This window comes from Rhizobacter sp. Root1238, from assembly GCF_001425825.1.
In the GTDB taxonomy this organism is placed as follows: Bacteria; Pseudomonadota; Gammaproteobacteria; order Burkholderiales; family Burkholderiaceae_C; genus Rhizobacter.
Genome location: NZ_LMDM01000022.1, coordinates 32,913 through 56,836 on the forward strand (window position 1 = coordinate 32,913; position 23,924 = coordinate 56,836).

The 23,924-nt window shown below is 68.2% G+C and carries 22 protein-coding genes and 1 other RNA gene; 3 read left to right on the forward strand and 20 right to left on the reverse strand.

Translation table 11 applies throughout. The annotated features are described in order from the left end of the window. Positions 1-104 precede the first annotated feature (104 nt). The 3 genes from ASC98_RS16640 to ASC98_RS16650 form a co-directional block, all read right to left on the reverse strand. Positions 105-1,220, reverse strand: coding sequence for a BMP family ABC transporter substrate-binding protein (locus ASC98_RS16640; protein WP_056817390.1), 1,116 nt, complete (start codon positions 1,218-1,220; stop codon positions 105-107). A 290-nt stretch (positions 1,221-1,510) separates the two neighbouring features. After that, positions 1,511-2,617 (reverse strand): carbonic anhydrase, encoded by a 1,107-nt coding sequence (locus tag ASC98_RS16645; RefSeq protein WP_082541745.1) that lies wholly within the window; start codon positions 2,615-2,617, stop codon positions 1,511-1,513. Positions 2,618-2,675: 58 nt separating this feature from the next. Then, positions 2,676-3,902, reverse strand: coding sequence for a multidrug effflux MFS transporter (locus ASC98_RS16650; RefSeq protein WP_056817387.1), 1,227 nt, complete (start codon positions 3,900-3,902; stop codon positions 2,676-2,678). 87 nt (positions 3,903-3,989) lie between these two features. Here ASC98_RS16650 and ASC98_RS16655 point away from each other — a divergent pair, with 87 nt between their 5' ends. After that, on the forward strand, positions 3,990-5,144 hold the full coding sequence (locus ASC98_RS16655; RefSeq protein ID WP_056817386.1) for an HD-GYP domain-containing protein: 1,155 nt from the start codon (positions 3,990-3,992) through the stop codon (positions 5,142-5,144). 2 nt (positions 5,145-5,146) lie between these two features. Here the strand turns inward: ASC98_RS16655 and rnpB are convergent. From rnpB to ASC98_RS16705, 11 genes are all read right to left on the reverse strand, one after another. Continuing rightward, positions 5,147-5,492: RNase P RNA component class A (rnpB, locus tag ASC98_RS16795), an RNA gene on the reverse strand. Positions 5,493-5,502: 10 nt separating this feature from the next. Further along, a complete protein-coding gene (locus ASC98_RS16660) occupies positions 5,503-6,345 on the reverse strand; it encodes an NYN domain-containing protein (protein WP_056817383.1) in 843 nt (280 codons plus the stop codon). Beyond that, positions 6,342-7,382: a dihydroorotase gene (pyrC, locus tag ASC98_RS16665; protein ID WP_056817380.1), complete on the reverse strand. Its 1,041-nt coding sequence runs from the start codon at positions 7,380-7,382 to the stop codon at positions 6,342-6,344. Before pyrC ends, ASC98_RS16660 begins: the two co-directional genes overlap by 4 nt. A gap of 30 nt (positions 7,383-7,412) precedes the next feature. Further along, positions 7,413-8,147 (reverse strand): amino acid ABC transporter ATP-binding protein, encoded by a 735-nt coding sequence (locus ASC98_RS16670; protein ID WP_056817377.1) that lies wholly within the window; start codon positions 8,145-8,147, stop codon positions 7,413-7,415. 107 nt (positions 8,148-8,254) lie between these two features. Next, positions 8,255-8,920, reverse strand: coding sequence for an amino acid ABC transporter permease (locus ASC98_RS16675; protein WP_056817374.1), 666 nt, complete (start codon positions 8,918-8,920; stop codon positions 8,255-8,257). Beyond that, positions 8,917-9,624, reverse strand: coding sequence for an amino acid ABC transporter permease (locus ASC98_RS16680; protein ID WP_056817372.1), 708 nt, complete (start codon positions 9,622-9,624; stop codon positions 8,917-8,919). Before ASC98_RS16680 ends, ASC98_RS16675 begins: the two co-directional genes overlap by 4 nt. A 161-nt stretch (positions 9,625-9,785) precedes the next feature. Next, complete coding sequence (locus tag ASC98_RS16685) at positions 9,786-10,691, reverse strand: transporter substrate-binding domain-containing protein (RefSeq protein ID WP_056817369.1); 906 nt, start codon at positions 10,689-10,691, stop codon at positions 9,786-9,788. A gap of 111 nt (positions 10,692-10,802) precedes the next feature. Then, positions 10,803-11,669, reverse strand: coding sequence for an amino acid ABC transporter substrate-binding protein (locus tag ASC98_RS16690; RefSeq protein ID WP_056817506.1), 867 nt, complete (start codon positions 11,667-11,669; stop codon positions 10,803-10,805). A gap of 349 nt (positions 11,670-12,018) precedes the next feature. Continuing rightward, positions 12,019-12,939, reverse strand: coding sequence for a LysR substrate-binding domain-containing protein (locus tag ASC98_RS16695; protein WP_056817367.1), 921 nt, complete (start codon positions 12,937-12,939; stop codon positions 12,019-12,021). 29 nt (positions 12,940-12,968) lie between these two features. Next, positions 12,969-13,466: a hypothetical protein gene (locus tag ASC98_RS16700; RefSeq protein ID WP_056817364.1), complete on the reverse strand. Its 498-nt coding sequence runs from the start codon at positions 13,464-13,466 to the stop codon at positions 12,969-12,971. Between the two features lie 198 nt (positions 13,467-13,664). Continuing rightward, positions 13,665-15,488: an ABC transporter ATP-binding protein/permease gene (locus ASC98_RS16705; protein WP_056817361.1), complete on the reverse strand. Its 1,824-nt coding sequence runs from the start codon at positions 15,486-15,488 to the stop codon at positions 13,665-13,667. 43 nt (positions 15,489-15,531) lie between these two features. Here ASC98_RS16705 and ASC98_RS16710 point away from each other — a divergent pair, with 43 nt between their 5' ends. Then, a complete protein-coding gene (locus ASC98_RS16710; RefSeq protein WP_056817359.1) occupies positions 15,532-15,954 on the forward strand; it encodes an acyl-CoA thioesterase in 423 nt (140 codons plus the stop codon). Between the two features lie 5 nt (positions 15,955-15,959). Further along, positions 15,960-16,871 carry a delta(1)-pyrroline-2-carboxylate reductase family protein gene (locus tag ASC98_RS16715; protein WP_056817356.1) on the forward strand — a complete coding sequence of 304 codons (912 nt, stop codon included), beginning with the start codon at positions 15,960-15,962 and terminating at the stop codon, positions 16,869-16,871. A 92-nt stretch (positions 16,872-16,963) separates the two neighbouring features. Here the strand turns inward: ASC98_RS16715 and ASC98_RS16720 are convergent, their stop codons facing one another. From ASC98_RS16720 to ASC98_RS16745, 6 genes are all read right to left on the reverse strand, one after another. Continuing rightward, complete coding sequence (locus ASC98_RS16720; RefSeq protein ID WP_056817354.1) at positions 16,964-17,806, reverse strand: NAD(P)-dependent oxidoreductase; 843 nt, start codon at positions 17,804-17,806, stop codon at positions 16,964-16,966. Beyond that, entirely contained in the window at positions 17,803-18,564 is a 762-nt protein-coding gene (locus ASC98_RS16725) for an SGNH/GDSL hydrolase family protein (RefSeq protein ID WP_082541743.1), read from the reverse strand. The genes ASC98_RS16720 and ASC98_RS16725 overlap by 4 nt, the downstream gene beginning before the upstream one ends. Positions 18,565-18,578: 14 nt before the next feature. Beyond that, positions 18,579-19,343 (reverse strand): enoyl-CoA hydratase, encoded by a 765-nt coding sequence (locus ASC98_RS16730; RefSeq protein ID WP_056817351.1) that lies wholly within the window; start codon positions 19,341-19,343, stop codon positions 18,579-18,581. After that, a complete protein-coding gene (locus ASC98_RS16735; protein ID WP_056817505.1) occupies positions 19,340-20,200 on the reverse strand; it encodes an alpha/beta fold hydrolase in 861 nt (286 codons plus the stop codon). Before ASC98_RS16735 ends, ASC98_RS16730 begins: the two co-directional genes overlap by 4 nt. 120 nt (positions 20,201-20,320) lie before the next feature. Then, a complete protein-coding gene (locus ASC98_RS16740) occupies positions 20,321-21,517 on the reverse strand; it encodes an acetyl-CoA C-acyltransferase (RefSeq protein ID WP_056817348.1) in 1,197 nt (398 codons plus the stop codon). Between the two features lie 14 nt (positions 21,518-21,531). Then, positions 21,532-23,916: a 3-hydroxyacyl-CoA dehydrogenase/enoyl-CoA hydratase family protein gene (locus tag ASC98_RS16745; RefSeq protein ID WP_056817343.1), complete on the reverse strand. Its 2,385-nt coding sequence runs from the start codon at positions 23,914-23,916 to the stop codon at positions 21,532-21,534. Between the last annotated feature and the right edge of the window lie 8 nt (positions 23,917-23,924).

The following is a 23,924-nucleotide window of genomic DNA, read 5'->3' on the forward strand; positions in this document are numbered from 1 at the left end:
CAGGGTTCCTATCCAGCGACCGCCGTGGAACCGGCTTTGCCGGGCCACTGGCGGTGCCCCCTTGAGGGGGTGGCGCGAAGCGCCTCCGGGGGTGGGTGTCATCACTAGGCGCCGGTCTTGCCGACGACGCCCTCGACCAGGTAGTTCATGCCTTCGAGGGTGGGGTCGGTCTGCTTGAAGACCTTGCCCGCCTCGATGATCGTCTTGCCTGCGTTGTCCTTCAGCGGCCCCTTGAAGATGTCGAAGCTGCCCTTCAGCATCGCGGCCTTCACGTCATCGGCCGCCTTCTTCGCCGGGGCGGACACCATCGAGCCGTACGGCGACGGCTTCACGAAGCCTTCCTTCAGGCCGCCGCGCACGAAGTTCGGATGCGGCTTGCCGCTGCGCGCCGCGTCGATGATGGTCTTGTACGCGGTGATCCAGTTCCACTCGGCGCCGGTCAGGTACGCGGCCGGCGCGAGCTTCGCCTGGCTCGCGTGGTAGCCGCAGACGAACTTGCCGCGCTTGGCCGCCGTCTCGACGATCACCTTCGGCCCGTCGACGTGCATCGTGAAGACGTCGATGCCCTGGTCGGCCAGGCTGTTGGTGGCCTCGGCCTCCTTGACCGGCATCGACCAGTCGCCGGTGAAGATCACCGTGGTGGTGATCGACGGATCGACCGAGCGCGCGCCCATCGTGAAGGCATTGATGTTGCGCAGCACCTGCGGGATCGGCTTGGCCGCGATGAAGCCGAGCTTCTTGCTCTTGCTCATGTGCCCCGCGACGACGCCGTTCAGGTACTGGCATTCGTCGATGTAGCCGAAGAAGCTGCCGGTGTTCTTCGGGTGCTTGCCTTCGGTCCACATGCCGCCGCAATGCGCGAAGCGCACGTTCGGGTTCTTGCCCGCCACCGCCAGCATGTGCGGGTCGAAGTAGCCGAACGAGGTCGGGAACAGCAGCGTCGCGCCGTCCTGCGAGATCATGCCCTGCATCGCCTTCTGCACGGCCGTGGTCTCGGGGACGTTCTCCTCTTCGACCGCCTTGATGCCGGGCAGCTTCTTGATCTCGGCCACCGCCTCGGCATGCGCCTGGTTGTAGCCGAAGTCGTCCTTCGGGCCGACGTAGATGAAGCCGACGGTGATCGGTGCCTGCGCGTTCGCGAGGCTGCCGAAGCCGCCGAGAGCGAGCGCCGCGCCGGCGCCCTTCAGAACGTCCCGACGATTGAATTCCGCTGTCGCCATCACATCGCTCCTGTGCGTTGCCCGCATGAAGGGGATCGCAGGACTCGTGCCCGAAAGCACGCGCTGTCCGCCCGCCCCGTTTAGAACACCTTCTTGTATACATGCAACGGGCGTGCCAGCCGGACGGACCGGGCGCAGCGGGGTGGGACCTCGAATGAGCGCGCAGCGAGGATCCCAAACGGGGGCATGCTGCGGACGCAGAAGCGCCAAGCGCGGGCGGCGCGGCACCAAAAGCGACCAGGGCGATGGCTCGCCTCTCAGGGCGTCTTGTCGACCTCGTCGTGCGCGCCTTAGTTGGAACCCTTGATCAAACGCCCGCTCGCCGACTGGATCGGCCGCGCGTTCATCGGGTACAGCCGCGAGAAGATGCCGATCTGTTCCGACGAGATCCCCACCGGCTGCTTCATCACCATCCACAGCACGCCTTCGCTGCACGGCGGCGTCGTCAGCGAGCCCATGTAGGTGTAGTAGCCGCGCTCGGTCGGCAGCAGCGCGTTCAGGTCCAGCGTCGCGCGCGCGGCGACCTCGTCGCCCTTTTCGAGCGGCAGGTTGTTCCACACCGTCTGCACGACCTGCTGCGTGTTGCCGCGGTCCAGCAGCACCGCCACCACCGCGAGCTTGCCTTCGAGGTCCTTGTGCACCAGGTGCGCGACCATGTCGAACTGGCGGCCGTTGATGCGTTCTTCCGACGGCCGATGGAAGTGGAACTGCAGCAGCTCGAAGCGCCGCCCCATCACCTCGATCGAGTTGCCCGGCGCCACGTTGACCTGCACCGTGTGGCCGTTGTCCAGCACCTTGAAGCTGCTGGGCTTGTAGTCGAACTGCACCGGATCGAGCTGCACCGAGATGCCGTCTCGGATGTCGATCGGGCTCTGGCGCTTGCCGGCCGAACAGGCGCTGAACTCGGGCTTCAGCTTGCTCCAGTTCTCCGGCGCGCCGTCGCCGCTGTAGTCCCAGTGCGGCGAGGCACCGTGCGCGGCGACGACCGAGCGCGCCGGCCGCCCGGCGGCGATCGCGCGCGGCTCGGCCGGCTGGTGGGCATCCAGTGCGGCCGCAGTGCCCCCGCCACCGCCCGCCTGCGCCACCGCCGCGCGCACCGGCGTGGTCGATGCCGCGCCAGGCCGGTTGGCCACGCGCACGATGTCGGGGTTGGCCTCGGCCTGCTGCGCGCCGAGCTTCTCGGCCAGGCGCTGCCGCAGGCGGTCCATCGGATCCTCGAAGCCGCGTGCCTTGGCCGCCTTCGCGGCCGCCGGCTTGTCGGCATCGGCGTCCTTCATCGGCTTGACCGGTGAACTGCGCAGCTCCGGTGCACGGACGTCGGACGCCTGCGCCGCAGCGCCGCACAAGCTCAGGCCGAGCACGGCCGCAGCGACGCGGCCTGACAGGATGGTGGACATGGTGGATGCGCTCCCGGCACGCCACCGGAATTCGGGGCGCCTGTCGCGATATCGACCGTCAGGCGGCCGGCTTGAGCTTCACCACGACGCGCGGCTTGACCCAGATCCACGCGAAGACGCCGATGCTCATCATCAGCAGCGACGCGATCGCGAGCCAGAGCGTGGAATGCATCACCAACGGCGCGATCAAGCCGGCCACCAGCCCGTTGGCAAGGCTGCCGATGCAGGCCTGGAACGACGACGCCATGCCGCGCCGTTCGGGCACCAGGTCGAGCGTCATCAGCGTGACCACCGGCACCATCAGCGCCCAGCCGAACGCGAAGATGCCGATCGGCAGCAGCGCCCACCAGGCCTGCGGCACGAACAGCAGGTTCAGCGCCAGGTTGACGACCGACACCACCAGCATGATCACGAAGCCGTGGCGGATCTGGTGGTGCGGCTTGATCTTGCCGGCCAGCCGGCCCGAGAACCACGCGCCGCCCATGATCCCGCTGATCGTGATCAGGAAGAACCAGAAGAACTGGCCGGGGTGAAGGTGCAGGTGGTCGCCGAGGAACACCGGTGCCGACAGCACGTACAGGAACATGCCGTTGAACGGGATGCCGCTCGCCAACGCGAGCATCAGGAAGCGCGGGTTCGAGCCGAGCTGCCGGTAGCCGCGCATCAGGTGCCGCACGTTGAACGGCTGCCTCTGCGACGCATGCAGCGTCTCGGGCAGCAGCCGCCAGTTGCCGATCCACAGCGCGATGCCGATGCCGGTCAGGAACCAGAAGATCGCATGCCAGCCGACGTTCACGAACAGGAAGCCGCCGACCATCGGCGCGATGGCCGGCGCGATGCCGAAGTAGATGGTGACCTGCGACATCACGCGCTGCGCGTCGGCCGGCGGGAACATGTCGCGGATCACCGCGCGCGAGACGACGATGCCGGCACCGGCCGACATGCCCTGCAGCGCGCGGAAGAACACCAGCGCGCCGATGTGCTGCGACAGCGCACAGCCGGCCGAGGCGAGTGTGAACACCGCGATGCCCCACAGCACGACCGGCCGGCGGCCGAGGCTGTCGGACAGCGCACCGTGGAACAGGTTCATCACCGCGAAGCCGAACAGGTAGGCCGACAGCGTCTGCTGCATCTCGACCGGTGTCGCGCCGATCGACTGCGCGATGCCGGTGAAGGCGGGCAGGTAGGTGTCGATCGAGAAGGGGCCGAGCATGCCGAGGCAGGCAAGCAGCGCGGCGAGCGCCCAGCGTGGGGCGCGCCAGAGTTGTTGTGCGTCGGGATTCATGCGGAGCGTCGAGTGTAGCGGGCACGCCGTGGCGCCGTGCGGGTTTGCGGGGTCGACCGGCGACGCCGCTTGCCTCACACTCGCCGCATGGGCTCCTCGACAGACCGCGTTCCGCTGGTCCAGGTGCGCGATCTGTTGCACGTGGGCGAGCCGCTGCCCTTCCGCATCCTCGACACGCACGAGCGGCTGCTGCTGAACGCCGGGCAGGTGCTGCTCGATGAACGCCAGCTCGACGGCCTGAACGAACGGGGCGCCTGGGCCGAGCGGTCGCTGGTCGAGGCGGCCCGGCAGGCGCAGGCCGCCGCGGCCAAGAAATCCCAGGCCGCTGCCGCCCTGTCGGTCTTCGACCGCTGGGAGCGGCTGATGCTTCATTTCGACCAGGTGCCGCGGGCGCTGCAGCGCCGCGAGGCACAGGGCACGGCGGTGACGACGTTCTTCGGTGCGTTGCAGGCGCTGGTCGACCGCGATCCGGACCTGGCGCTGTTCGAATGCATACGCCAGGAAGAACGCCGCTTTGCGCTCTATCCCTTCCGCCACGCCGTTCGCGTGGCCGTGCTGGCGCTGCTGACGGCCCGCCAGCTCGGGTGGACGCCGGAGCGATGCGCGTCGCTCGGGTGTGCCGCGCTGACGATGAACCTGTCCATGGTCGACCTGCAGGCCACGATGGCCGCACAGGACACGCCACCCACCCGCAAGCAGCTGGAGCAGATCCGCGCGCACCCCGCGGCCTCGGTCGCGATGCTGCAAGGCGCCGGCGTCGAGGACGAGACCTGGCTGGCGACCGTGCTCGGGCACCACGAGCAGTTGGGCGGCGGCGGTTACCCGCAGGGGCACGAACCCACGCCGGAAGCGCGCGTGCTGCGCGCGGCCGACGTCTACATGGCCAAGATCAGCGCGCGCGAAAGGCGTCCGGCGATGACGCCGCAGATGGCCACGCGCCAGCTCTTCCAGCAAAGCGCCGGCGATGAACTGGCGATGGCGATGATCAAGACCGTCGGCGTGCACCCGCCCGGCAGCCTGGTGCGGCTGCACTCCGGCGAGGTCGGCGTCGTGATCCGCCGGGCGACCGCCGGGCCGCACCCGATCGTCGCGACGCTGAGCGACAAGAACGGCAAGCCGGTCGGCGAGACGCACCGCCGCGATTCGGCGCAGGCAGGCTTCGCGGTCGAAGGCGCGGCCGAGAACGCAGCCGCCTTCCCGCGGATCCCTCCGGAGCGGGTGTATGGCCTGATGGCCGGTTGAAAGTGTGAAGCGGACCGATAGGCCGGATTCTGTGCAGCCGCCGACCCTTGCGAGCCTGCGACCGTGACCGCCATTCCTCTGGGCCGGGCATCGCTGCCCGGCTCGGTGCTACCTACCCGCACACTCCTCGGGCCGAATCAACGTGTGCCTATTTGGTATTGCTGCGCGTAGAGATTGCCCGTTTCACCCGCCGCGCCGGCCTTGCGGCCGATGCGGCGACTCGTCTCTGTTGCTCTGATCCTCACCTCGCGGTGGACAGCCGTTGGCTGCTACGCTGCCCTGTGCAGTCCGGACCTTCCTCCAGTGCGCCCTTTCGAGCCTTGCACCAGCGGCGGTCTGGTCCGCTTCACGGCGCGCATTATCCCCTGCTCTTCGCCAGGCGCTTGTCGCGCAGCACCACCTGGCTGCCACGGCGGTCGAGTTCGAACAGCTGCGTCGCCTCGATCAGGTCGATCAGCTTGCGGTAGCCGTAGTTGCGCGGATCGAACGAGGCCTGGTTGCCGATCTGCTGGCCGACCGCGCCGAGCGCCGACCAGCCGTCTTCGCCGGCCGCCGATTCCACCGCATTGCGCAGCAGCGACACCAACCGCGCGTCCTGCTTCAGCGCCGCGGTGTCCTGGCGCAGCGCCGCGGACGGCTCGGCCGCCGCCGGTGCGGGCTCCGGTGCCGCCTTGGCGCCGCTGCGCGTCTTGCGGCCGGCCGCCGGCTTGGCCTTCGCAGGCTTCGGTGCGCTGTCGGCCTCGACCACCTCGACCGGCTGCCCCAGGTTCTCGAGGTACAGGAAGCGCGAGCAGGCGTTGACGAACGGCATCGGCGTCTTCTTCGCGCCGAAGCCGTAGACCAGCGCGCCCTTGGCCTTCAGGTGCATCACCAGCGGCGTGAAGTCGCTGTCGGACGAGACAATGCCGAACGCATCGGGCTGGTCGGTGTAGAGCAGGTCCATCGCCTCGATGACCATGCCCATGTCGGTCGCGTTCTTGCCCTTGCTGTAGTCGAACTGCTGCACCGGGCGGATCGCGTACTCGTGCAGCACCGCCTCCCAGCCCTTCAGCCCGTCCTTCTTCCAGTTGCCATAGGCGCGGCGGATGTTCGCGACGCCGACCTTGGCCAGCTCCGCGAGGATCACGTCGATCTTGCTGGCCGGCGAGTTGTCGGCATCGATCAGCAGCGCGATGCGGGCGGGCTTGTCGAGCAGGGTCATGCGGTCTCCAGTTTCCAGCCGAGGGTCTCGCCGCCGCGCAGCGGCTTCAGCGTGGCGTCGCCGAACGGCAGGGCTTCGGGGAGTGTCCATGTTTCGCGGCGCAGCGTCACGCGGCCGGCGTTGCGCGGCAGGCCGTAGAAATCGGCGCCGTTGAAGCTCGCGAAGGCCTCCAGCTTGTCGAGCGCGCCCACCGCGTCGAAGGCCTCGGCATACAGCTCCAACGCCGACAGCGCGGTGTAGCAGCCGGCGCCGCACACCGACTGCTCCTTCAGGTGCGACGCGTGCGGCGCGCTGTCGGTGCCGAGGAAGAACTTCGTGCTGCCCGAGGTGGCGGCCTGCACCAGCGCCTGGCGGTGCAGTTCGCGCTTGAGCACCGGCAGGCAGTAGTAGTGCGGCCGCAAGCCGCCCTGGAAGATCGCGTTGCGGTTGTACAGCAGGTGGTGCGCGGTGACGGTGGCGGCGGTGTGCGCATCGGCCTGCGCGACGTACTGCGCCGCCTCGCGCGTGGTGATGTGCTCGAACACCACCTTCAGCTCGGGGAAATCGCGGCGCAGCGGCTGCATCACGGTGTCGATGAAGACGGCCTCGCGGTCGAACACGTCGACCGCCGGATCGGTGACCTCGCCGTGCACCAGCAGCAGGATGCCCTCGCGCTGCATCGCCTCCAGCGTGGCGTAGGTCTTGCGCAGGTCGGTGACGCCGGCGTCGCTGTTGGTGGTGGCGCCCGCCGGGTAGAGCTTCAGCGCGACGACACCGGCGTCCTTCGCCCGGCGGATCTCGTCGGGCGGCGTGCGGTCGGTGAGGTACAGCGTCATCAGCGGCTCGAAGGCCGAGCCCGCAGGGCGCGCCGCGAGGATGCGCTCGCGGTAGGCGACGGCCTGTGCCGCGGTGGTGACCGGCGGGCGCAGGTTGGGCATCACGATCGCGCGGGCGAACTGGCGCGCGGTGTCGGGCAGCACCGCGGCGAGCGCGGCGCCGTCACGCAGGTGCAGGTGCCAGTCGTCGGGCGTGGTGAGGGTGAGTGAATCGGTCGTCATCGGCCGATTTTGACACCCGGGCCCGCCCGTTCAGTGCTGCAGGATCTTCGAGAGGAAATCCTTCGCACGCGGCGTGCGCTCTTCTGGCTTGCCGAAGAAGCTGTCCTTGCTGCAGTCCTCGACGATCTTGCCGGCGTCCATGAAGATCACGCGGTTGCTGACCTTCTTCGCGAAGCCCATCTCGTGCGTGACGCACATCATCGTCATGCCTTCGTTGGCCAGCTGCACCATCACGTCCAGCACCTCGCCGACCATCTCCGGGTCGAGCGCCGACGTGGGTTCGTCGAACAGCATCACGATCGGATCCATGCTGAGCGCGCGGGCGATCGCGACGCGCTGCTGCTGGCCGCCCGACAGCTGGCCTGGGTACTTGTCCTTGTGCGCGCTCAGGCCGACGCGGTCGAGCATCTTCATGCCGCGCTGCTTCGCCTCGTCGGGCTTGCGGTTCAGCACCTTGATCTGCGCGAGCGTCAGGTTCTCGGTGACCGTGAGGTGCGGGAACAGCTCGAAGTGCTGGAACACCATGCCGACGCGGCTGCGCAGCTTCGGCAGGTTGGTCTTCGGGTCGGAGATCGAGATGCCGTCGACGACGATGTCGCCCTTCTGGATCGGCTCCAGCGCGTTCACCGTCTTGATCAGCGTCGACTTGCCCGAGCCCGACGGGCCGCAGACGACGACGACCTCGCCCTTCGCGATGCTGGTCGTGCAATCGGTCAGCACCTGGAAGCTGCCGTACCACTTCGAAACGTTGTTGATCTGGATCACTTGGCAATCTCCTTGTTAGCGCCTCGGACGAGCGCCGGGCCGTCCCAAGCCGGCCGAGCGCCCCCTCGGGGGGCGGCTGCGGTACACCGCAGCCGGGGGTTCCATTTCTAGCGAATGATGGCGATCTTCTTCTGCAGGCGACGCACCAGCATCGACAGGGAGAAGCAGATCACGAAGTAGACGACCGCGGCGACCAGGTAGGTCTCGACCGGGCGGTTGAAGTTCTTGCCCGCCACCTCGAAGCCCTTCAGCAGGTCGTAGGCACCGATCGCGTAGACCAGCGAGGTGTCCTGGAACAGGATGATGGTCTGCGTCAGCAGCACCGGCAGCATGTTGCGGAAGGCCTGCGGCAGCACGATCAGCTGCATCGTCTGGCGGTAGGTCATGCCGACCGCGTAGCCGGCATACACCTGCCCGCGCGGCACGCTCTGGATGCCGGCCCGCATGATCTCCGAGTAGTAGGCGGCCTCGAACACCGTGAAGGTGATGATGGCCGACAGCTCGGCGCCCATCGGCCGGCCGATCAGCAGCGGGATCAGCAGGAAGAACCACAGGATCACCATCACCAGCGGGATCGAGCGCAGCGTGTTGACGTAGAACGCCGCCGGCATCACCAGCCACTTCTTGCCCGACAGCCGCATCAGCGCGAGCAGCGTGCCGAGCGCAATGCCGCCGATCATCGCGACCAGCGTCAGCTGCACCGAGAAGATCATGCCCTTGGCGATGAACGCCGAGACGACGTTCCAGTTCAGGAAGGCAAAGTCGAGGTTCATTTGCCGCCTCCGATCATGCCGGGCACCTGCACCCTGTTCTCGATGAACAAGGCCAGGCGGTTGATCGCGAACGCGGAGATGAAGTACAGCCCCGTGACGGCGAGGTAGACCTCGATGCCGCGCGAGGTTTCTTCCTGCGCCTGCATCGCGAACATCGTCATCTCGGAAATGCTCACGGCGAACGCCACCGACGAGTTCTTGATGATGTTCATCGACTCGCTGGTCAGCGGCGGAATGACGATGCGGAACGCCATCGGCAGCAGCACGTAGCGGTAGGTCTGCGGCAGCGTCAGCCCCATCGCGAGGCCGGCATAGCGCTGGCCCTTGGGCAGCGCCTGGATGCCGGCCTTGACCTGCTCGGACACCCGTGCCGAGGTGAAGAACCCGAGCGCGAACACCACCAGCACGAAGCTCGGCACGGCGCGCAGGCTCAGGAACAGCGAGGGGATCACGTGGTACCAGAGGAAGACCTGCACCAGCAGCGGAATGTTGCGGAACAACTCCGTCCACGCATTGGCGAGGAACACCAGCGTCTTGCTGGGAACCGTGCGCAGGATGCCCACCAGCGAACCGACCACCAACGCGACCACCAGCGACAGCGATGCCACCGACAGCGTCCAGCCCCAGGCAGACATCAACCATTCAAGGTAGGTCTGCCCGCCCCCCGTGTCCTGCAGGAATATCTGCCAGTCCCACTTGCCCAAGGCGTTGCTCCAATTCTTGTGAGGGGTCGCAGCACGATCGCGCTGCCCCAAGAAAAAGCGCGACGCAGGTCACCCGCGCCGCGCTGGGAGGACTGTAAGCAAGTGTCGCGCCCAGTGGCGTCAGGGCTTACCTCAGTCCCCCTCCATCGCAAGAGCCCGCCTTATTTCTTGGCGTAGTCTTCCATCGGCTTGTCGTTCGGATTCGCCCAGGCCGCCTTGGTGGCTTCCGACAGCGGCAGGCCGACCTTGGTGTTGCTGGGCGGGATCGGCTGGTTGAACCACTTGTCGTAGGTCTTCGCCAGGTCGCCGGACTTGATCTGCGCCTTGATGCTGTCGTCGACCGCCTTCTTGAAGGCCGGGTCGTCCTTGCGCAGCATGATCGCGATCGGCTCGACGCTCAGCACTTCGCCGACGATCTTGAAGTCGGCCGGGTTCTTCGCGCGCGAGATGTTGCCGGCGAGGATCTGGCCGTCCATCACGAACGCATCGGCGCGGCCCGATTCGAGCAGCAGGAAGCTGTCGGCGTGGTCCTTGCCGAACACTTCCTTGAAGTCGAGACCGGTGGCGCGCTCGTGCTTGCGCAGCGTCTGCACCGAGGTCGTGCCGGTGGTGGTGGCCACCGTCTTGCCGGCCAGCTGGGCGATGGCGGTGATGCCGGAGTTGGCCTTCACCGCGATGCGCACCTCTTCGACATAGGTGGTGACGGCGAACGCGACGTCTTTCTGGCGGGTCGCGTTGTTGGTGGTCGAACCGCATTCGATGTCGACGGTGCCGTTCTGCACCAGCGGAATGCGGTTCTGCGAGGTCACCGGCTGGTACTTGATGTCGAGCGGCTTGGCCAGGCCCAGCTGCTTCTGCACGTCGGCCAGCACCTTCTGGCAGACGTCGTAGTGGAAGCCGGCGTACTTGCCGTCTCCGAGCGTGTAGGCCAGCGCGCCGGACGATTCGCGCACGCCCATCGTGACGGTGCCGCTGTCCTTGATCTTCTTCAGCGTGTCGCTCTGCTGCGCCTGGGCAACGCCCGCGACGGCCAACAGGACGGCAACGCTCAGCCATGCCTTTTTCATACGATCTCCTTCAGGGTGGAAAAGAGGGGGTTGGGGGGGACCCCCCTACAACGAAATTCTAGGGACACGGGGTCTACGCACTTCCACGTAGACGGGCCGGCCGTGGCGGGGTCAGCCGGGCACCTGGTCCGACGGGTACTTCCAGAAGTCGCGCAGCAGGTAGTTCATCGGCAGGTTCAGCGGCAGGTTCTTCGGCGGGATCGGCTTGTTGAACCAGTGATCGTAGATCGCATAGGCCTCGCGGCTGAGGATCAGGCGCTTCATTTCTTCGTCGCAGATCTTCTTGAACTCGGGATCGTCCTTGCGCATCATGATCGCGAGCGGCTCGATGGTCAGGAACTTGCCCACCACCTTCAGCTTGCCCGGGTCGGCACTCGACGAGATCAGGCCGTAGAGCAGCACGTCGTCCATCACGAAGCCATCGGCCTCGCCGGCCAGCACCATCTGCATCGCCTTGGCATGCTCGGGCGCTTCCAGGATGGTGATGCGCAGCAGGCGTTCGCGGTTCGCGCGGTCCACCTCCTTCAGCGGCGTCGTGCCCTTGGTCGACACCAGCTTCTTGCCTTCGAACATCGGCAGCTCGGCGATCGGGCTGTCGGCCAGCACCATGTAGCGCGCCCCGGTGATGTAGTGCGGGATCGTGAAGGCCACCTTCTGGCGGCGCTCGGCGTTGTTGGTCGTCGAGCCGCATTCCAGGTCCGCCTGGCCGTCGACCACCTTCTGGATGCGGTTGCCGGCGGTGACGAGCACGAACTCCGGCGCGAGGGCCTTCATCTCGAGCCGCTTGCGCACCGCCTCGGCGAGCTTCAGGCACAGGTCGACCGCATAGCCCACCGGCTTCTTGTCGGCATCGAGGTACGAGAACGGCACCGACGATTCGCGGTGAGCGATCAGGATCTTGCCGGTCTGCCGGATGCGGTCGAGCACCGGGCCCGTGGGGACCGGTGCCGCCACCGGCGGCGCCGCGCCGGCCGGCATCGCAAGGGTCAGCGCCGCGAGCGCGACGAGTGCTGCAGACGCGAATGCCGAGGAGCGGAACAGGCGGTACTTCATGGGGTGAATCTCGCAACCTTCGTGCCACAAGCCGGGTCGGCGGGGGTGGGTGAAAGCCGCCACGATCAGCGCACGGCCGGACGCCAGTGTGCCTGCAAGTGGGCGTGAGATCGATCACGCTTGCGCAGTGTCGGCGGGGCATGGAGGCGGATGAAGGTTCGAGAGGCGATGGGCGCGGACTGTATGCGCGTGCCTGCCGGAACGCCAATGCGGATTCGCGGGCAAGCCATGCATCGAATGCATGCCGCGCCAGGGAAAACCCTCTGGCTTCGCGTCAGCCCGCGGGCCTCAGGAAGTTCCACAGCGCGCGTGCCCCGGGCTTGCCGTTGTGGCGCGACAGCTCGGGCAGCTCGCGGTACATGCGCACTTCCATCGTCAGCTCGAGCGTGCCGGGTGCCGAGGCGCGCACCAGGCGCCGGCTCTTCAGTTCCTTCTTCACCGAGCTGACCGGCAGGAAGGCCAGGCCATGGCCTTCGAGCGCCATCGCCTTCAGGCCTTCGGCCATGTCGGTCTCGTAGATCGGGTCGAGGTTCAGCGGCGCCGGCGAGAGCTTGACGATCTGCTCGACCAGCCGGCCCAGGTAGGCGCCGGTGCCGTAGCTGAGGAAGGGCACGCGCTCGCCCGGCGAGCCGGGCAGGCGGAACAGCGGCTCGCCTTTCGGGTCGGCCTTGGCGTACACCGCGAGCGTCTCGTGGCCGAGGCTCAGCATCTCGTAGCGCTCGGGGCTCAGCTGCAAGGGTTGCGACGGGTGGTGGTAGGCGATCAGCAGGTCGCAGCTGCCTTCGGTCAGTTGCATCACCGCGTCGTGCACGTTGAGCGCGATCAGGCGGCTCTTCAACGCACCGAAGCGCTTGCGCAGGTCCATCACCCAATGCGGGAAGAAGGTGAACGCGAGCGAGTGCGGCACCGCGAACTCGATCATGTCCTGCGCGGCGACCTGGTGGCCGCGCATCATGTTGCGCGTGGTCTGCAGCGCGCCGAGGATGTCGAGCGCCTGCGCATGGAAGGTCTCGCCGGCGGGCGTCAGGCGGGTCGGGTACGACGAGCGGTCGACCAGGTCCAGCCCCGCCCAGGCTTCCAGCGCCTGGATGCGGCGCGAGAACGCCGGCTGCGTCACATGCCGCATCTGCGCCGAGCGCGAAAAGCTCCGCGTCTCGGCCAGGCTCACGAAGTCTTCAAGCCACTTGGTTTCCACGGCCGGCAGTGTAACGACGGGGCCGATCCCTACTTGCGGCTGAGCGTCAGGTCCAATTCGTGGACCAGGTCGTTCACCAGCTGCGTCGACGCCTGGCGCGAATCGGCGGTGGGGCCGTGGGTCTGCGCGACGACGTCGGCATTCCACGCGCCACCCGACTTCGCGCTGACACCCGAGACGCGGAACACCACGCGGCTGGCCAGCGTGTTGCAGTCCTGGCCGCCGTCCACCGGCGTCAGCGTGACGAACTGCTGGCTCGCCGGCGTCACGCCGTTGTTCAGCATCATCGGGCCGAGGTCGCTCATCAGGCGCTCGCGCAACGCGCCCATCACCGCCGCCACGTGCTCGCTGCCGGCGGCGGAGCAGGTGTCGAACGCAAAGCTCTCGTTGTCGACCCACACCACCTTGGCGTCGGGCAGGCGCAGGCTGGCGGAGGACACGGCATCGGGCGTCGCCGCCCTCGCCGACGTCCAGATCGCGCCGGCAGCCGCCAGCAGCGAAAACAGGACCATCGTCTTCAAAGTCATCGGGAGTTTCTGAGCAGTCATCGCATCCGTCCTCTGTGGGTGAATCGGTGCCGCGACTCTAGAAGTGCAACAAGATGTGTGCACGCCGGCGCCGTAACGATTGCTCACAACTGCCCGAGACTTCACGCTCGTTTGTCACGAAACGGCCAAGAACCTGAACGGCTGTCCTACAGGCGCCGCGTCCAGGCCGGACCGATGTCACGCCAGCGCATCGTCGGTGCTGCTCTGCTGCAGGCGCCACATGTCGGCGTAGCGGCCGTCGAGCGCCAGCAACTGCGCATGCGTGCCGCGCTCGACGATGCGGCCCTGCTCCATCACCAGGATCTGGTGCGCATCGACGACGGTCGACAACCGGTGCGCGATGACCAGCGCGGTCTTGTTGCGCGCGACGCCCTGCAGTTCGGCCTGGATGGCCCGCTCGTTGGCGGAGTCGAGCGCCGAGGTGGCCTCGTCGAAGATCATGATCGGCGGGTCCTTCAGCAGCGTGCGCGCGATCGCGACACGCTGCTTCTCGCCACCGCTGAGCTTCAGCCCGCGCTCGCCGACCGTCGTCTCGTAGCCCTTCGGCGTCGACACGATGAAGTCGTGGATGCGCGCCGCGCGGGCCGCCGCCTCGACCTCGGCCGCACTCGCGCCGGGCCGGCCGTACGCGATGTTGTAGGCCACGCTGTCGTTGAACAGCACGGTGTCCTGCGGGACGATGCCGATGCGCTGGCGCACGCTGCCCTGCGTGACCGAGCGCAGGTCCTGGTCGTCGATCGTGATCACGCCGGCCTGCACGTCGTAGAAGCGGTACAGCAGCCGCGCAAGCGTGCTCTTGCCCGAGCCCGACGGCCCGACCACCGCGACCGTCTTGCCGGCCGGGATCTCGAAGCTGACGTCGTGCAGGATCTGGCGGTTCGGCTCGTACGAGAAGTCGACGTGGTCGAAGCGCACTTGCCCGTGCGGAACCTGCAGCGGCAATGCGCCGGGCGTGTCGGCGATCTCGCGCTCGCGCTCGAGCAGCGCGAACATCTTGTCGAGGTCAGTCAGGCTCTGCTTGATCTCGCGGTAGATCACGCCGAGGAAGTTCAGCGGGATGTAGAGCTGGATCATGAACGCGTTGATCATCACCAGGTCGCCGAGCGTCATGTGCCCCGCCACCACGCCCTGCGTCGCGCGCCACAGCATCGCGACCAGGCCGGCCGCGATGATCAGCTGCTGCCCGGTGTTCAGCATCGACAGCGTGGCCTGCGATTTCAGCGCGACGCGGCGCAGCCGCTCCAGGCTCTCGTCGTAGCGGCTGGCCTCGAAGTCCTCGTTGTTGAAGTACTTGACGGTCTCGTAGTTCAGCAGCGAGTCGATCGCGCGCGAGTGCGCGGTCGAATCGAGCTCGTTCATCTGCTTGCGGAACTGCGTGCGCCAGTTGGTGAAGACGATCGTGAAGCTGATGTACACCGCCAGCGCCGCCAGCGTGATCCAGGCAAACCAGGCGTCGAACTTGACGGCCAGCAGCGTCAGCACCAGTACCATCTCGACCAGCGTCGGCACGATGCTGTAGAGCGAGTACGAGATCAGCGAATGCACCGCGCGCGTGCCGCGCTCGATGTCGCGCGTCATGCCGCCGGTCTGGCGCTCGAGGTGGAAGCGCAGGCTCAGCGCATGCAAGTGGCGGAACACGTTCAGCGAGATGCTGCGCGCGGTGCCTTCGGTGGCCTTCGCGAAGATCAGCTCGCGCAGCTCGGTGAACAGCGAGGTCGACAGCCGCAGCAGCCCATAGGCCGCCAGCAGCCCGATCGGCACGACCAGCACCGCCTGCAGGTCGCCCGGCTTGAGGGACAGGCTGTCGACCAGCTGCTTCAGCAGCAGCGGCACGCCGACGTTGGCCAGCTTGGCGCCGACCATGAAGCCGAGCGCGATGCCGACGCGCCAGCGGTAGCGCCACAGGTAGGGCAGCAGCTTGCGCAGCGTGGCCGCATCGGAGCGGGGTGCGGCAGGCGTCACGGCATCGGGCGCCGGCACAGGGGTCGAGAGGGATCGCATCGTGGAAGAATCGTGGGGTTGCACCCAGTTGAAGGCGTCCAGTATGAATACAAGCCAGCCCCGGCACGACCCCGCGTTGGCGGTCAGCCTGCCGAAAGACCTCGACCTGGTGCTGCGCGTGATGCCGATGCCGGCCGATTCGAACAGCAACGGCGACATCTTCGGCGGCTGGATCATGGCCCAGGTCGACCTCGCCGGCTCCGTGCTGCCGGCGCGCATCGCGAAGGGCCGGGTCGTGACGGTCGCCGTCAACGAGTTCGTGTTCAAGCAGGCGGTGTCGATCGGCGACCTGCTGAGCTTCTACGCCCGCGTCGACCGCATCGGGCGCACCTCGATCACGGTGCACGTCGAGGTGTATGCCGAGCGCAACCCGGCCGACCTGAAGGTGGTCAAGGTCACCGAGGCCAACCTGACCTATGTCGCGATCGACCGCGACGGGCAGCCGCGGGTGATCCCGAGGGACTGAGCGCGATGCGCCTGGTCGACGCGGCGCAGACGGCCGCGCTGCTGCCGTGGCGGCCGCTGGCCGACGCGGTGATGCGCGCGGCGATCGAACGCGATGAAGGCCGGCTGCAGGCGCCGCTGCGCAGCAGCTTCGCGCTGTCGGGCGACGACAGGCTGCTGCTGATGCCGGCCAGCGATGCGTACTACGCGAGCGTCAAGCTGGTGACGGTGAACCACGGCAACCCGGCGCAGGGGCGCGACCGCGTGCAGGGCGAGGTGCTGCTGATCGACCGCGCGACCGGCGAGCGCCTCGCGATGTTCGATGGCGTCACCATCACGGCGCGCCGCACCGCGGCGGTGTCGCTGGCCGCGGCCCTGGCGTTGAAGGTGCCGGCCGGCGAGCGTTTGCTGATCGTCGGTGCCGGCGCGCAGGCGCTGGCGCATGCGCTGGCCTTCGATGCGGGGCTGGCACCGGCGTGGATCGGCATCGCGGCGCGCTCGCGCATGTCGGCCGACGGGCTGGTGGCGACGCTCGCGGCGCACGGTGTGAAGGCGCATGCGGTCGACGACATCGGCGCCGAGATCGGCCGCTGCGGGTTGATCGTCACCGCGACGACGAGCCGCTCGGCGGTGATCCCCGATGCGTTGCGCCCGGGCGCGCGGGTGTTCGCGGTCGGCGCGTTCACGCCGGCGATGTGCGAGCTGCCGGCCGCGCTGGTGCGGCGGGCTGCGTTGCTGGTCGACGACCTCGACGGTGCAAAGGAAGAGGCCGGCGACCTGATCCAGGCGGGTGTCGACTGGTCGAAGGTGCGCGGGTTGGCGCAAGCCGCGGAGCTTGCCGACGCAGGCGATGCGCCGGTGGTGTTCAAGAGCGTGGGGAGCGCGGCGTGGGACCTGGCCGCGGCGCGGATGGCCTGGGACCGGTTGAACACCTGTTGATCGCCGCCCCAACCCGTTCGCCCTGAGCCTGTCGAAGGGCCTGCTCGCAAGCCACCCAGGCTTCGACAAGCTCAGCCCGAACGGAGATCTCCTCAGTCGACGAAGAAGTCCGGCACGAACTCCGTCGTCCCCGGCGTCACGCTGTACTTCTCCAGGTCGGTCACGCCGTGCCGCGCCAGCAGCTCGTCGTCGATGAAGAAGTTGCCGCTGGTCTGCCGCGCATCGCTCGTCAGCACCAGGTACGCCGCATCGGCGAGGATCTCCGGCGTGCGGCAGCGGGCGATGTCGGCGCCCGGGATCATCTGCAGCGCGGCCGTCGCGATCGCGGTGCGCGGCCACAGGCTGTTGACGCCGATGCCCAGCGGCCGGAACTCGCCGGCATGGCCCAGCGTGCATTCGCTCATGCCGTACTTGGCCATCGTGTACGCGACATGCGGGCTGAACCAATGCTCGCGCATCGACAGCGGCGGCGACATGTTCAGCACGTGCGGGTTGCGCCCCGCCTGTGCCGCCTTCGCCAGGTGCGGCAGGCAGGCCTGCGTCACCAGGTAGGTGCCGCGCACGTTGACACCGAACATCAGGTCGAAGCGCTTCATCGGCGTCGCCGTCGTCGGCGTCAGGCTGATCGCGCTGGCGTTGTTGACGAGGATGTCGATGCCGCCGAAGCGCGCCACCGCCTGTTCCACCGCGGCCAGCACGCTGGCTTCGTCGCGGATGTCGGTCTGCACCGGCAGCGCCTGCCCGCCGGCCGCCTCGATCTCGGCGGCGGCCGAATGGATGGTGCCCGGCAGCTTCGGATTGCTCTCGGTCGTCTTGGCCGCGATCACGATGCGCGCGCCATCGGCCGCGGCGCGCTTCGCGATCGCGAGGCCGATGCCGCGCGATGCGCCGGTGATGAACAAGGTCTTGCCCGACAGGTTGCTGGACTGGCTCATGCAGGTCTCCGCGTGGGGGTGGTGGCAGGCAGGCGCGGCGCGAGATCGGTCGCGATCATGCCGGCCAGTTGTTCGGCCCACAGCGCATACACCGCCGGGCCGGGATGGAAGCCGTCGTCGGCCATCAGGATGCTGTCGGACATGCGCTCGTTCTCGAACGGCACCGGCAGCCACCAGCGATCGGGCCAGCGCTTGATCCAGTCGGCCAGCGCCCGGTTGTAGCGCCGCGCATCGCGCCCCAGCACCCAGCGCAGCGGGTTGGGCAGCAACGGAAACGAATGGATCGGCGGCACGCCGCTGTGCACCACCTGGCGCACGCCGGCACGCCGGATCGCGACGCCGTCGAGTTCGTCGAGCTGGGCCAGCCAGCGCCGCACCGGCACCTGCGAGATCACGTCATTGACGCCCAGCGCGGTGACCATCACGTCGGCCGGGTGCAGCGCCGCGCTCTCCAGCGCGATCAGCGCGTCGCGGGTGGTGTCGCCGGTGTGGGCGACCAGTTGCCACACGACCGCACCGCCCAGCCGCTGCGACAAGGCCTCGCTGAGCCGGCCGGCCAGCGCCTGGCCCTGCGTCGGCGCGCCGACGCCGGCCGCCGACGAATCGCCGACGATCAGCACGCGCAGCCGCACGCGGCCGGTGCCGGCCACGCCTTCGCGCGAGCCTTCGGCCTCCGGCAGGCGCAGCGCGAGGCGCCGCACGCGGGCGCCCTGCCACAGCAGCAGCGGCGACAGCAGCACCTTGGCCGCGGAGAGCATCGAGCGGGCCGTCTTCAGCTGAACTGCGAGAAATCGGGCTTGCGCTTCTGGAAGAACGCGCTGAAGGCCTCGCGCGCCTCGGGGCTGGTGAGCCGCGCGCCGAAGACCGCCGCCTCGGCCTCGATGGCCTGCCAGGTGGCCTCGGTGCTCGCGCGGCGCAGCAGCTTCTTGGTGTCGCGCACGGCCCCCGGCGGCATCGCGTTGAAGCGCTCGGCGACGCGGCGCGCATGCAGCGCGACCTCGCCGGTCGGCAGCACCGCGTTCGCGATGCCGAGTTCGACCGCCTCGGCGCCGGTGAACGGGTCGCCGAGCAGGATCTTCTCGGCCGCCTTCACGCGGCCCATCAGCTGCGGCACCACCAGGCTCGACGCGAACTCCGGCACCAGGCCGAGGCTCACGAACGGCATCGCGAGGCGCGCCTCGTCGGCCACGTAGACCAGGTCGCAGTGCAGCAGCATCGTCGTGCCGATGCCGATCGCCGCGCCGGTGACGGCCGCCACCACCGGCTTCTCGCAGCCGTTCAGCGCCTGCATGAACTGGTAGGCCGGCGAATCGGCGCCGCTCGGCGGGCGTTTCATGAAATCCTCGAGGTCGTTGCCCGACGTGAAGATGCCGGGCTGGCCGGTGATCAGCACCGCGCGCACGGCAGCGTCGGCCTGCGCGGCCTTCAGCCCGTCGGCCATCGCCTGGTACATGTCGATGGTGATCGCGTTCTTCTTTTCGGGGCGCGCGATCTCCAGGGTGAATACGCCGTTCAGCACGGCCGTCTTGATGCTCATGTCGTCTCCTTCATCGTGTTCAGCAGGGTGGTCATGCGCGGCCAGAGTGTCGCCTGGAACTGCTCGCGGAACAGCCCGAAATGCCCGATGCGCTTCGCCTGCACGTCGGCCGGCGCGATGCGCTCGATGCGGCGCGGCGCATTCGGGTAGCAGTCGACCAGCACGCGGGTGCCGCGCTCGGTCATCAACTCGTCGTCGGTGATCGACAGCGCGACCAGCGGGAAGCGCGCCGCCTCGAACTGCTCGCGCACCGCCGCACCTTCGGCGCCGACGTGGTAGCGCGGGTGCAGGCACCAGCGCCGCCATTGCAGCATCACGCCCTTCGGCAGGTCGCCGACCTTGCGCAGCCGCTTGCCGGGGAAGTAGCCGAACAGCGCGGTCGCGACCGGCACCAGCACGTACCAGAAGTACAGGATCATGCGCCGCAGCGGTGGCGCGTTGTCGCGCCAGTAGCCGCTGCCGGCGGCCACCGAGATCAGGCCGTCGACCTGCGCGCGGTTGCGCAGCAGGCCGGGCAGTTGTGCGCCGAGGCTGTGGCCGACGAGGTACAGCGGCACGCCGGGCGACGCTTCACGCAGCGCGTCGATCGCGCTGTCGTAGTCGCGGGCCCAGCTGAACAGGTCGGCCTTCAGGCCGCGCAGCGACCGCGTCACGCGCGACTCGCCCATGCCGCGGTAGTCGAACGTGGCGACCGCGTAGCCCTGCCCGGCCAGCCATTGCGCGAACGGTTGGTAGTAGTCCTGCCGCACGCCCATCGCGCCGCCGATCAGCACCGCGGCCTTCGCGGTGCCGGTCGGCGGGTACAGGCGCAGCGACAGGCGGCTGCCGTCATCGGTCTCGAGCTTCAGTGTTTCCATGACGCACTCCTTCGCGATCCGCAGCGGCCCGATCCAGCGGACCCCGTGGAACTGGCTCCGCCAGGCCACTGGGGTCGCCCCCTTGAGGGGGAGGCGCGTCAGCGCCTCGGGGGTGGGTCGTCAGACGCGTTCGAAGATGCCTGCGGCGCCCTGACCCGTGCCGACGCACATCGTCACCATCCCGTACTTCAGGTTGTGGCGGCGCAGCGCGTGGATCACCGTTGCGGCGCGGATGGCCCCGGTCGCCCCCAGCGGATGGCCGAGCGCGATCGCGCCGCCCATCGGGTTCACCTTCGCCGGGTCGAGCCCGACGCTGTTGATCACCGCCAGCGACTGCGCCGCGAAGGCTTCGTTCAGCTCGATCCAGTCCATGTCCTGCTGCTTCAGGCCGGCATAGCGCAGCGCGGCCGGGATCGCCTCGATCGGACCGATGCCCATGATCTCCGGCGGCACGCCGCGCGCGGCAAAGCTGACGAAGCGGGCCAGCGGCTTCAGGTCGAACTGCTTGACGGCCTTCTCGCTCGCGAGGATCAGCGCACCGGCACCGTCGCTGGTCTGCGAGCTGTTGCCGGCCGTCACGCTGCCCTTCGCGGCGAACACCGCCTTCAGCTTGGCCAGGCCTTCCGGCGAGGTGTCGGGGCGCGGGCCTTCGTCCAGGCTCACGGTGCGGGTCTTCACGCCCTGCTCGCCGGTCAGCAGGTTCGGGAAGCGCTCGACGATCTCGATCGGCGTGATCTCGTCCGTGAACTCGCCCGCCTTCTGCGCCTTCAGCGCGCGCATGTGCGATTCGTACGCGAACGCGTCCTGCGCCTCGCGGCTGACCTTCCATTGCGCGGCGACCTTCTCGGCCGTCAGGCCCATGCCGTACGCGATGCCGACGTTCTCGTCCTTCGCGAACACCTCGGGGTTGAACGACGGCTTGTTGCCGCCCATCGGCACCAGGCTCATCGACTCGGCACCGCCGGCGATCAGCACGTCGGCCTCGCCGACGCGGATGCGGTCAGCGGCCATCTGGATCGCGGTGACGCCCGACGCGCAGAAGCGGTTGACCGTCACGCCGCCCACCGGGTGCGCAAAGGCCAGCGCGACCGCGATGCGGGCCATGTTCATGCCCTGCTCGCCCTCGGGGAACGAGCAGCCGATGATGGCGTCCTCGATCGCTTTCGGGTCCAGCGTCGGCACCTGGGCCATCGCGCTGCGGATCGCGCTGACCAGCAGGTCGTCCGGGCGGGTGTTCTTGAAATAGCCCCGGCCGGAGCGGCCGATCGGGGTGCGGGTCGCGGCGACGATGTAGGCGTCTTGCACTTGCTTGCTCATGTTGTGTTCTCCGCTCAGTTGCGAACAGGCTTGCCCGTTTGCAGCATGCCCATGATCCGTTCCTGCGACTTCGGGTGTTCCAGCAGCCCGCAGAAATGCTTGCGCTCCAGCGCCATCAGGTACTCCTCGCTGACCAGCGAGCCGGCATCGACATCGCCGCCGCACACCACGTCGGCGATCAGTGCCGAGATGTGGAAGTCGTGCGCGCTGATGAAGCCGCCGTCGCGCATGTTGACGAGTTGCGCCTTGATGGTCGCGATGGCGTTGCGGCCCGCGACCGGGAACAGCGTCTTCGCCGGTGCGCGGTAGCCGCTGTCGAACATCGCCTTGGCCTGCTGGATCGCGACGAACAGCAACTCGTCCTTGTTCGGGACGATCACGTCGCTCCACAGCAGGTAGCCGAGCTTGCGGCTCTCGATCGCGCTGGTGCCGACCTTGGCCATCGCGGCATTCGTGAAGCCGTCGGTCAGGAACTTCAGGATGTCGGCGTTCGCGTTCGCGGCGCTCGCCATCTCGGCCGCGCGGCGCGCGATGTACGCCAGACCGCCGCCGCCCGGGATCAGGCCCACGCCCACCTCGACCAGGCCGACGTAGCTCTCCATCGCGGCGACGCGCTTCGCCGAATACACCGACAGCTCGCAGCCGCCGCCCAGCGCGATGCCGCGGATCGCCGAGACGACCGGCACCTGCGCATAGCGGATGCGCAGCATCGCGTCCTGCAGCTTCTTCTCTTCGGGCGCGATGCCCTTGGCGCCGCTCTTCATGAAGACCGGCATCAGCGCCTCGAGGTTGGCACCGGCCGAGAACACGTCGTCCGGTGACCAGATCACCAGGCCCTTGTACTTGGCTTCGGCGATCTCGACCGCCTTCAGCAGGCCTTCGGTGACGGTCGGGCTGATCAGGTGCAGCTTCGCGGTGATGCTGGCGACCAGCACCTCGCCGTCGAGCGACCAGACGCGCACTTCCTCGTTCTTGAACTCTTCGGTGCCGGCCTTCAGCGGGTCGGTCGCGCCCGAGCCGAGCACGGCCTCGGGGAAGTGCTGGCGGGCATACACCGGCAGCGTGCTGCGGGCGATGTACTTGCCTTGCGCGGCGCTCCACGAGCCTTCGGCGGTGTGAACCCCGTCGCGTCCGTCGAACACCCAGGCCGGCAGCGGCGCCTTGCTGAGCGCCTTGCCGGCGTCGATGTCGGCTTTCACCCATTCGGCCACCTGCTTCCAGCCGGCGGCCTGCCACAGCTCGAACGGGCCTTGCTGCATGCCGAAGCCCCAGCGCATCGCGAAGTCGACCTCGCGCGCCGAATCGGCGATGTCGGCCAGGTGCACCGCGACGTAGTGGAAGCTGTCGCGCAGGATCGCCCACAGGAACTGCGCCTGCGGGTTGGTCGATTCGCGCAGCAGCTTCAGGCGCTCCGGCGCGGCCTTCTTCAGCATGCGCGCGACGATCTCGTCGGCCTTGCCGCCCGCGGGCACATAGTCGGCCTTGGCCGGGTCGAGGCGCAGGATGTCCTTGCCGACCTTCTTGTAGAAGCCGGCGCCGCTCTTCTGGCCCAACGCGCCCTGCTCGATCAGCTTGGCGAGCACCGGCGGCGTCGCGTAGCTCGGGAAGAACGGATCGTCGGCGAGGTTGTCCTGCAGCGTCTTCACGACGTGGGCCATCGTGTCGAGGCCGACCACGTCCGCGGTGCGGAAGGTGCCCGAGCTCGCGCGGCCCATCTTCTTGCCGGTCAGGTCGTCGACGACGTCGTAGGTCAGGCCGAAGTTCTCGGCTTCCTTGATGGTCGCCAGCATGCCGGCGATGCCGACGCGGTTGGCGATGAAGTTCGGCGTGTCCTTCGCGCGCACGACGCCCTTGCCGACCGCGGTCGTCACGAAGGTCTCGAGCTGGTCCAGGATCTCCGGGCGCGTCGTCGGGGTCGGGATCAGCTCGACCAGGTACATGTACCGCGGCGGGTTGAAGAAGTGGATGCCACAGAAGCGCGGCTTGATCTCTTCGGGCAGCACCTCGGACAGCTTGGTGATCGACAGGCCCGAGGTGTTGCTCGCGACGATCGCGTGCGGTGCGATGAACGGCGCGATCTTCTTGTACAGGTCGAGCTTCCAGTCCATGCGCTCGGCGATGGCCTCGATGATCAGGTCGCAGTCCTTCAGCAGCTCGCTGTGCTCTTCGTAGTTCGCCTGCTGGATCAGCGCGGCGTCTTCCGGAATGCCGAGCGGCGACGGCTTCAGTTTCTTCAGGCCCTCGACAGCCTTCGTGACGATGCCGTTCTTCGGACCTTCCTTGGCCGGCAGGTCGAACAGCACGACCGGCACCTTGACGTTGACCAGGTGGGCGGCGATCTGCGCGCCCATCACGCCGGCGCCGAGGACGGCGACCTTGCGGACGTTGAAGCGACTCATGTTTCTTC

Excerpts from the sequence above, each read along its gene's own strand:
- ASC98_RS16640 (WP_056817390.1), bottom strand. The coding sequence starts at position 1,220 with ATGGCGACAGCGGAATTCAATCGTCGGGACGTTCTGAAGGGCGCCGGC.
- ASC98_RS16645 (WP_082541745.1), bottom strand. The coding sequence starts at position 2,617 with ATGTCCACCATCCTGTCAGGCCGCGTCGCTGCGGCCGTGCTCGGCCTG.
- ASC98_RS16650 (WP_056817387.1), bottom strand. The coding sequence starts at position 3,902 with ATGAATCCCGACGCACAACAACTCTGGCGCGCCCCACGCTGGGCGCTC.
- ASC98_RS16655 (WP_056817386.1), top strand. The coding sequence starts at position 3,990 with ATGGGCTCCTCGACAGACCGCGTTCCGCTGGTCCAGGTGCGCGATCTG.
- ASC98_RS16660 (WP_056817383.1), bottom strand. The coding sequence starts at position 6,345 with ATGACCCTGCTCGACAAGCCCGCCCGCATCGCGCTGCTGATCGATGCC.
- pyrC (WP_056817380.1), bottom strand. The coding sequence starts at position 7,382 with ATGACGACCGATTCACTCACCCTCACCACGCCCGACGACTGGCACCTG.
- ASC98_RS16675 (WP_056817374.1), bottom strand. The coding sequence starts at position 8,920 with ATGAACCTCGACTTTGCCTTCCTGAACTGGAACGTCGTCTCGGCGTTC.
- ASC98_RS16685 (WP_056817369.1), bottom strand. The coding sequence starts at position 10,691 with ATGAAAAAGGCATGGCTGAGCGTTGCCGTCCTGTTGGCCGTCGCGGGC.
- ASC98_RS16690 (WP_056817506.1), bottom strand. The coding sequence starts at position 11,669 with ATGCCGGCCGGCGCGGCGCCGCCGGTGGCGGCACCGGTCCCCACGGGC.
- ASC98_RS16700 (WP_056817364.1), bottom strand. The coding sequence starts at position 13,466 with ATGACTTTGAAGACGATGGTCCTGTTTTCGCTGCTGGCGGCTGCCGGC.
- ASC98_RS16705 (WP_056817361.1), bottom strand. The coding sequence starts at position 15,488 with ATGCGATCCCTCTCGACCCCTGTGCCGGCGCCCGATGCCGTGACGCCT.
- ASC98_RS16710 (WP_056817359.1), top strand. The coding sequence starts at position 15,532 with ATGAATACAAGCCAGCCCCGGCACGACCCCGCGTTGGCGGTCAGCCTG.
- ASC98_RS16715 (WP_056817356.1), top strand. The coding sequence starts at position 15,960 with ATGCGCCTGGTCGACGCGGCGCAGACGGCCGCGCTGCTGCCGTGGCGG.
- ASC98_RS16720 (WP_056817354.1), bottom strand. The coding sequence starts at position 17,806 with ATGAGCCAGTCCAGCAACCTGTCGGGCAAGACCTTGTTCATCACCGGC.
- ASC98_RS16725 (WP_082541743.1), bottom strand. The coding sequence starts at position 18,564 with ATGCTCTCCGCGGCCAAGGTGCTGCTGTCGCCGCTGCTGCTGTGGCAG.
- ASC98_RS16730 (WP_056817351.1), bottom strand. The coding sequence starts at position 19,343 with ATGAGCATCAAGACGGCCGTGCTGAACGGCGTATTCACCCTGGAGATC.
- ASC98_RS16735 (WP_056817505.1), bottom strand. The coding sequence starts at position 20,200 with ATGGAAACACTGAAGCTCGAGACCGATGACGGCAGCCGCCTGTCGCTG.
- ASC98_RS16740 (WP_056817348.1), bottom strand. The coding sequence starts at position 21,517 with ATGAGCAAGCAAGTGCAAGACGCCTACATCGTCGCCGCGACCCGCACC.
- ASC98_RS16745 (WP_056817343.1), bottom strand. The coding sequence starts at position 23,916 with ATGAGTCGCTTCAACGTCCGCAAGGTCGCCGTCCTCGGCGCCGGCGTG.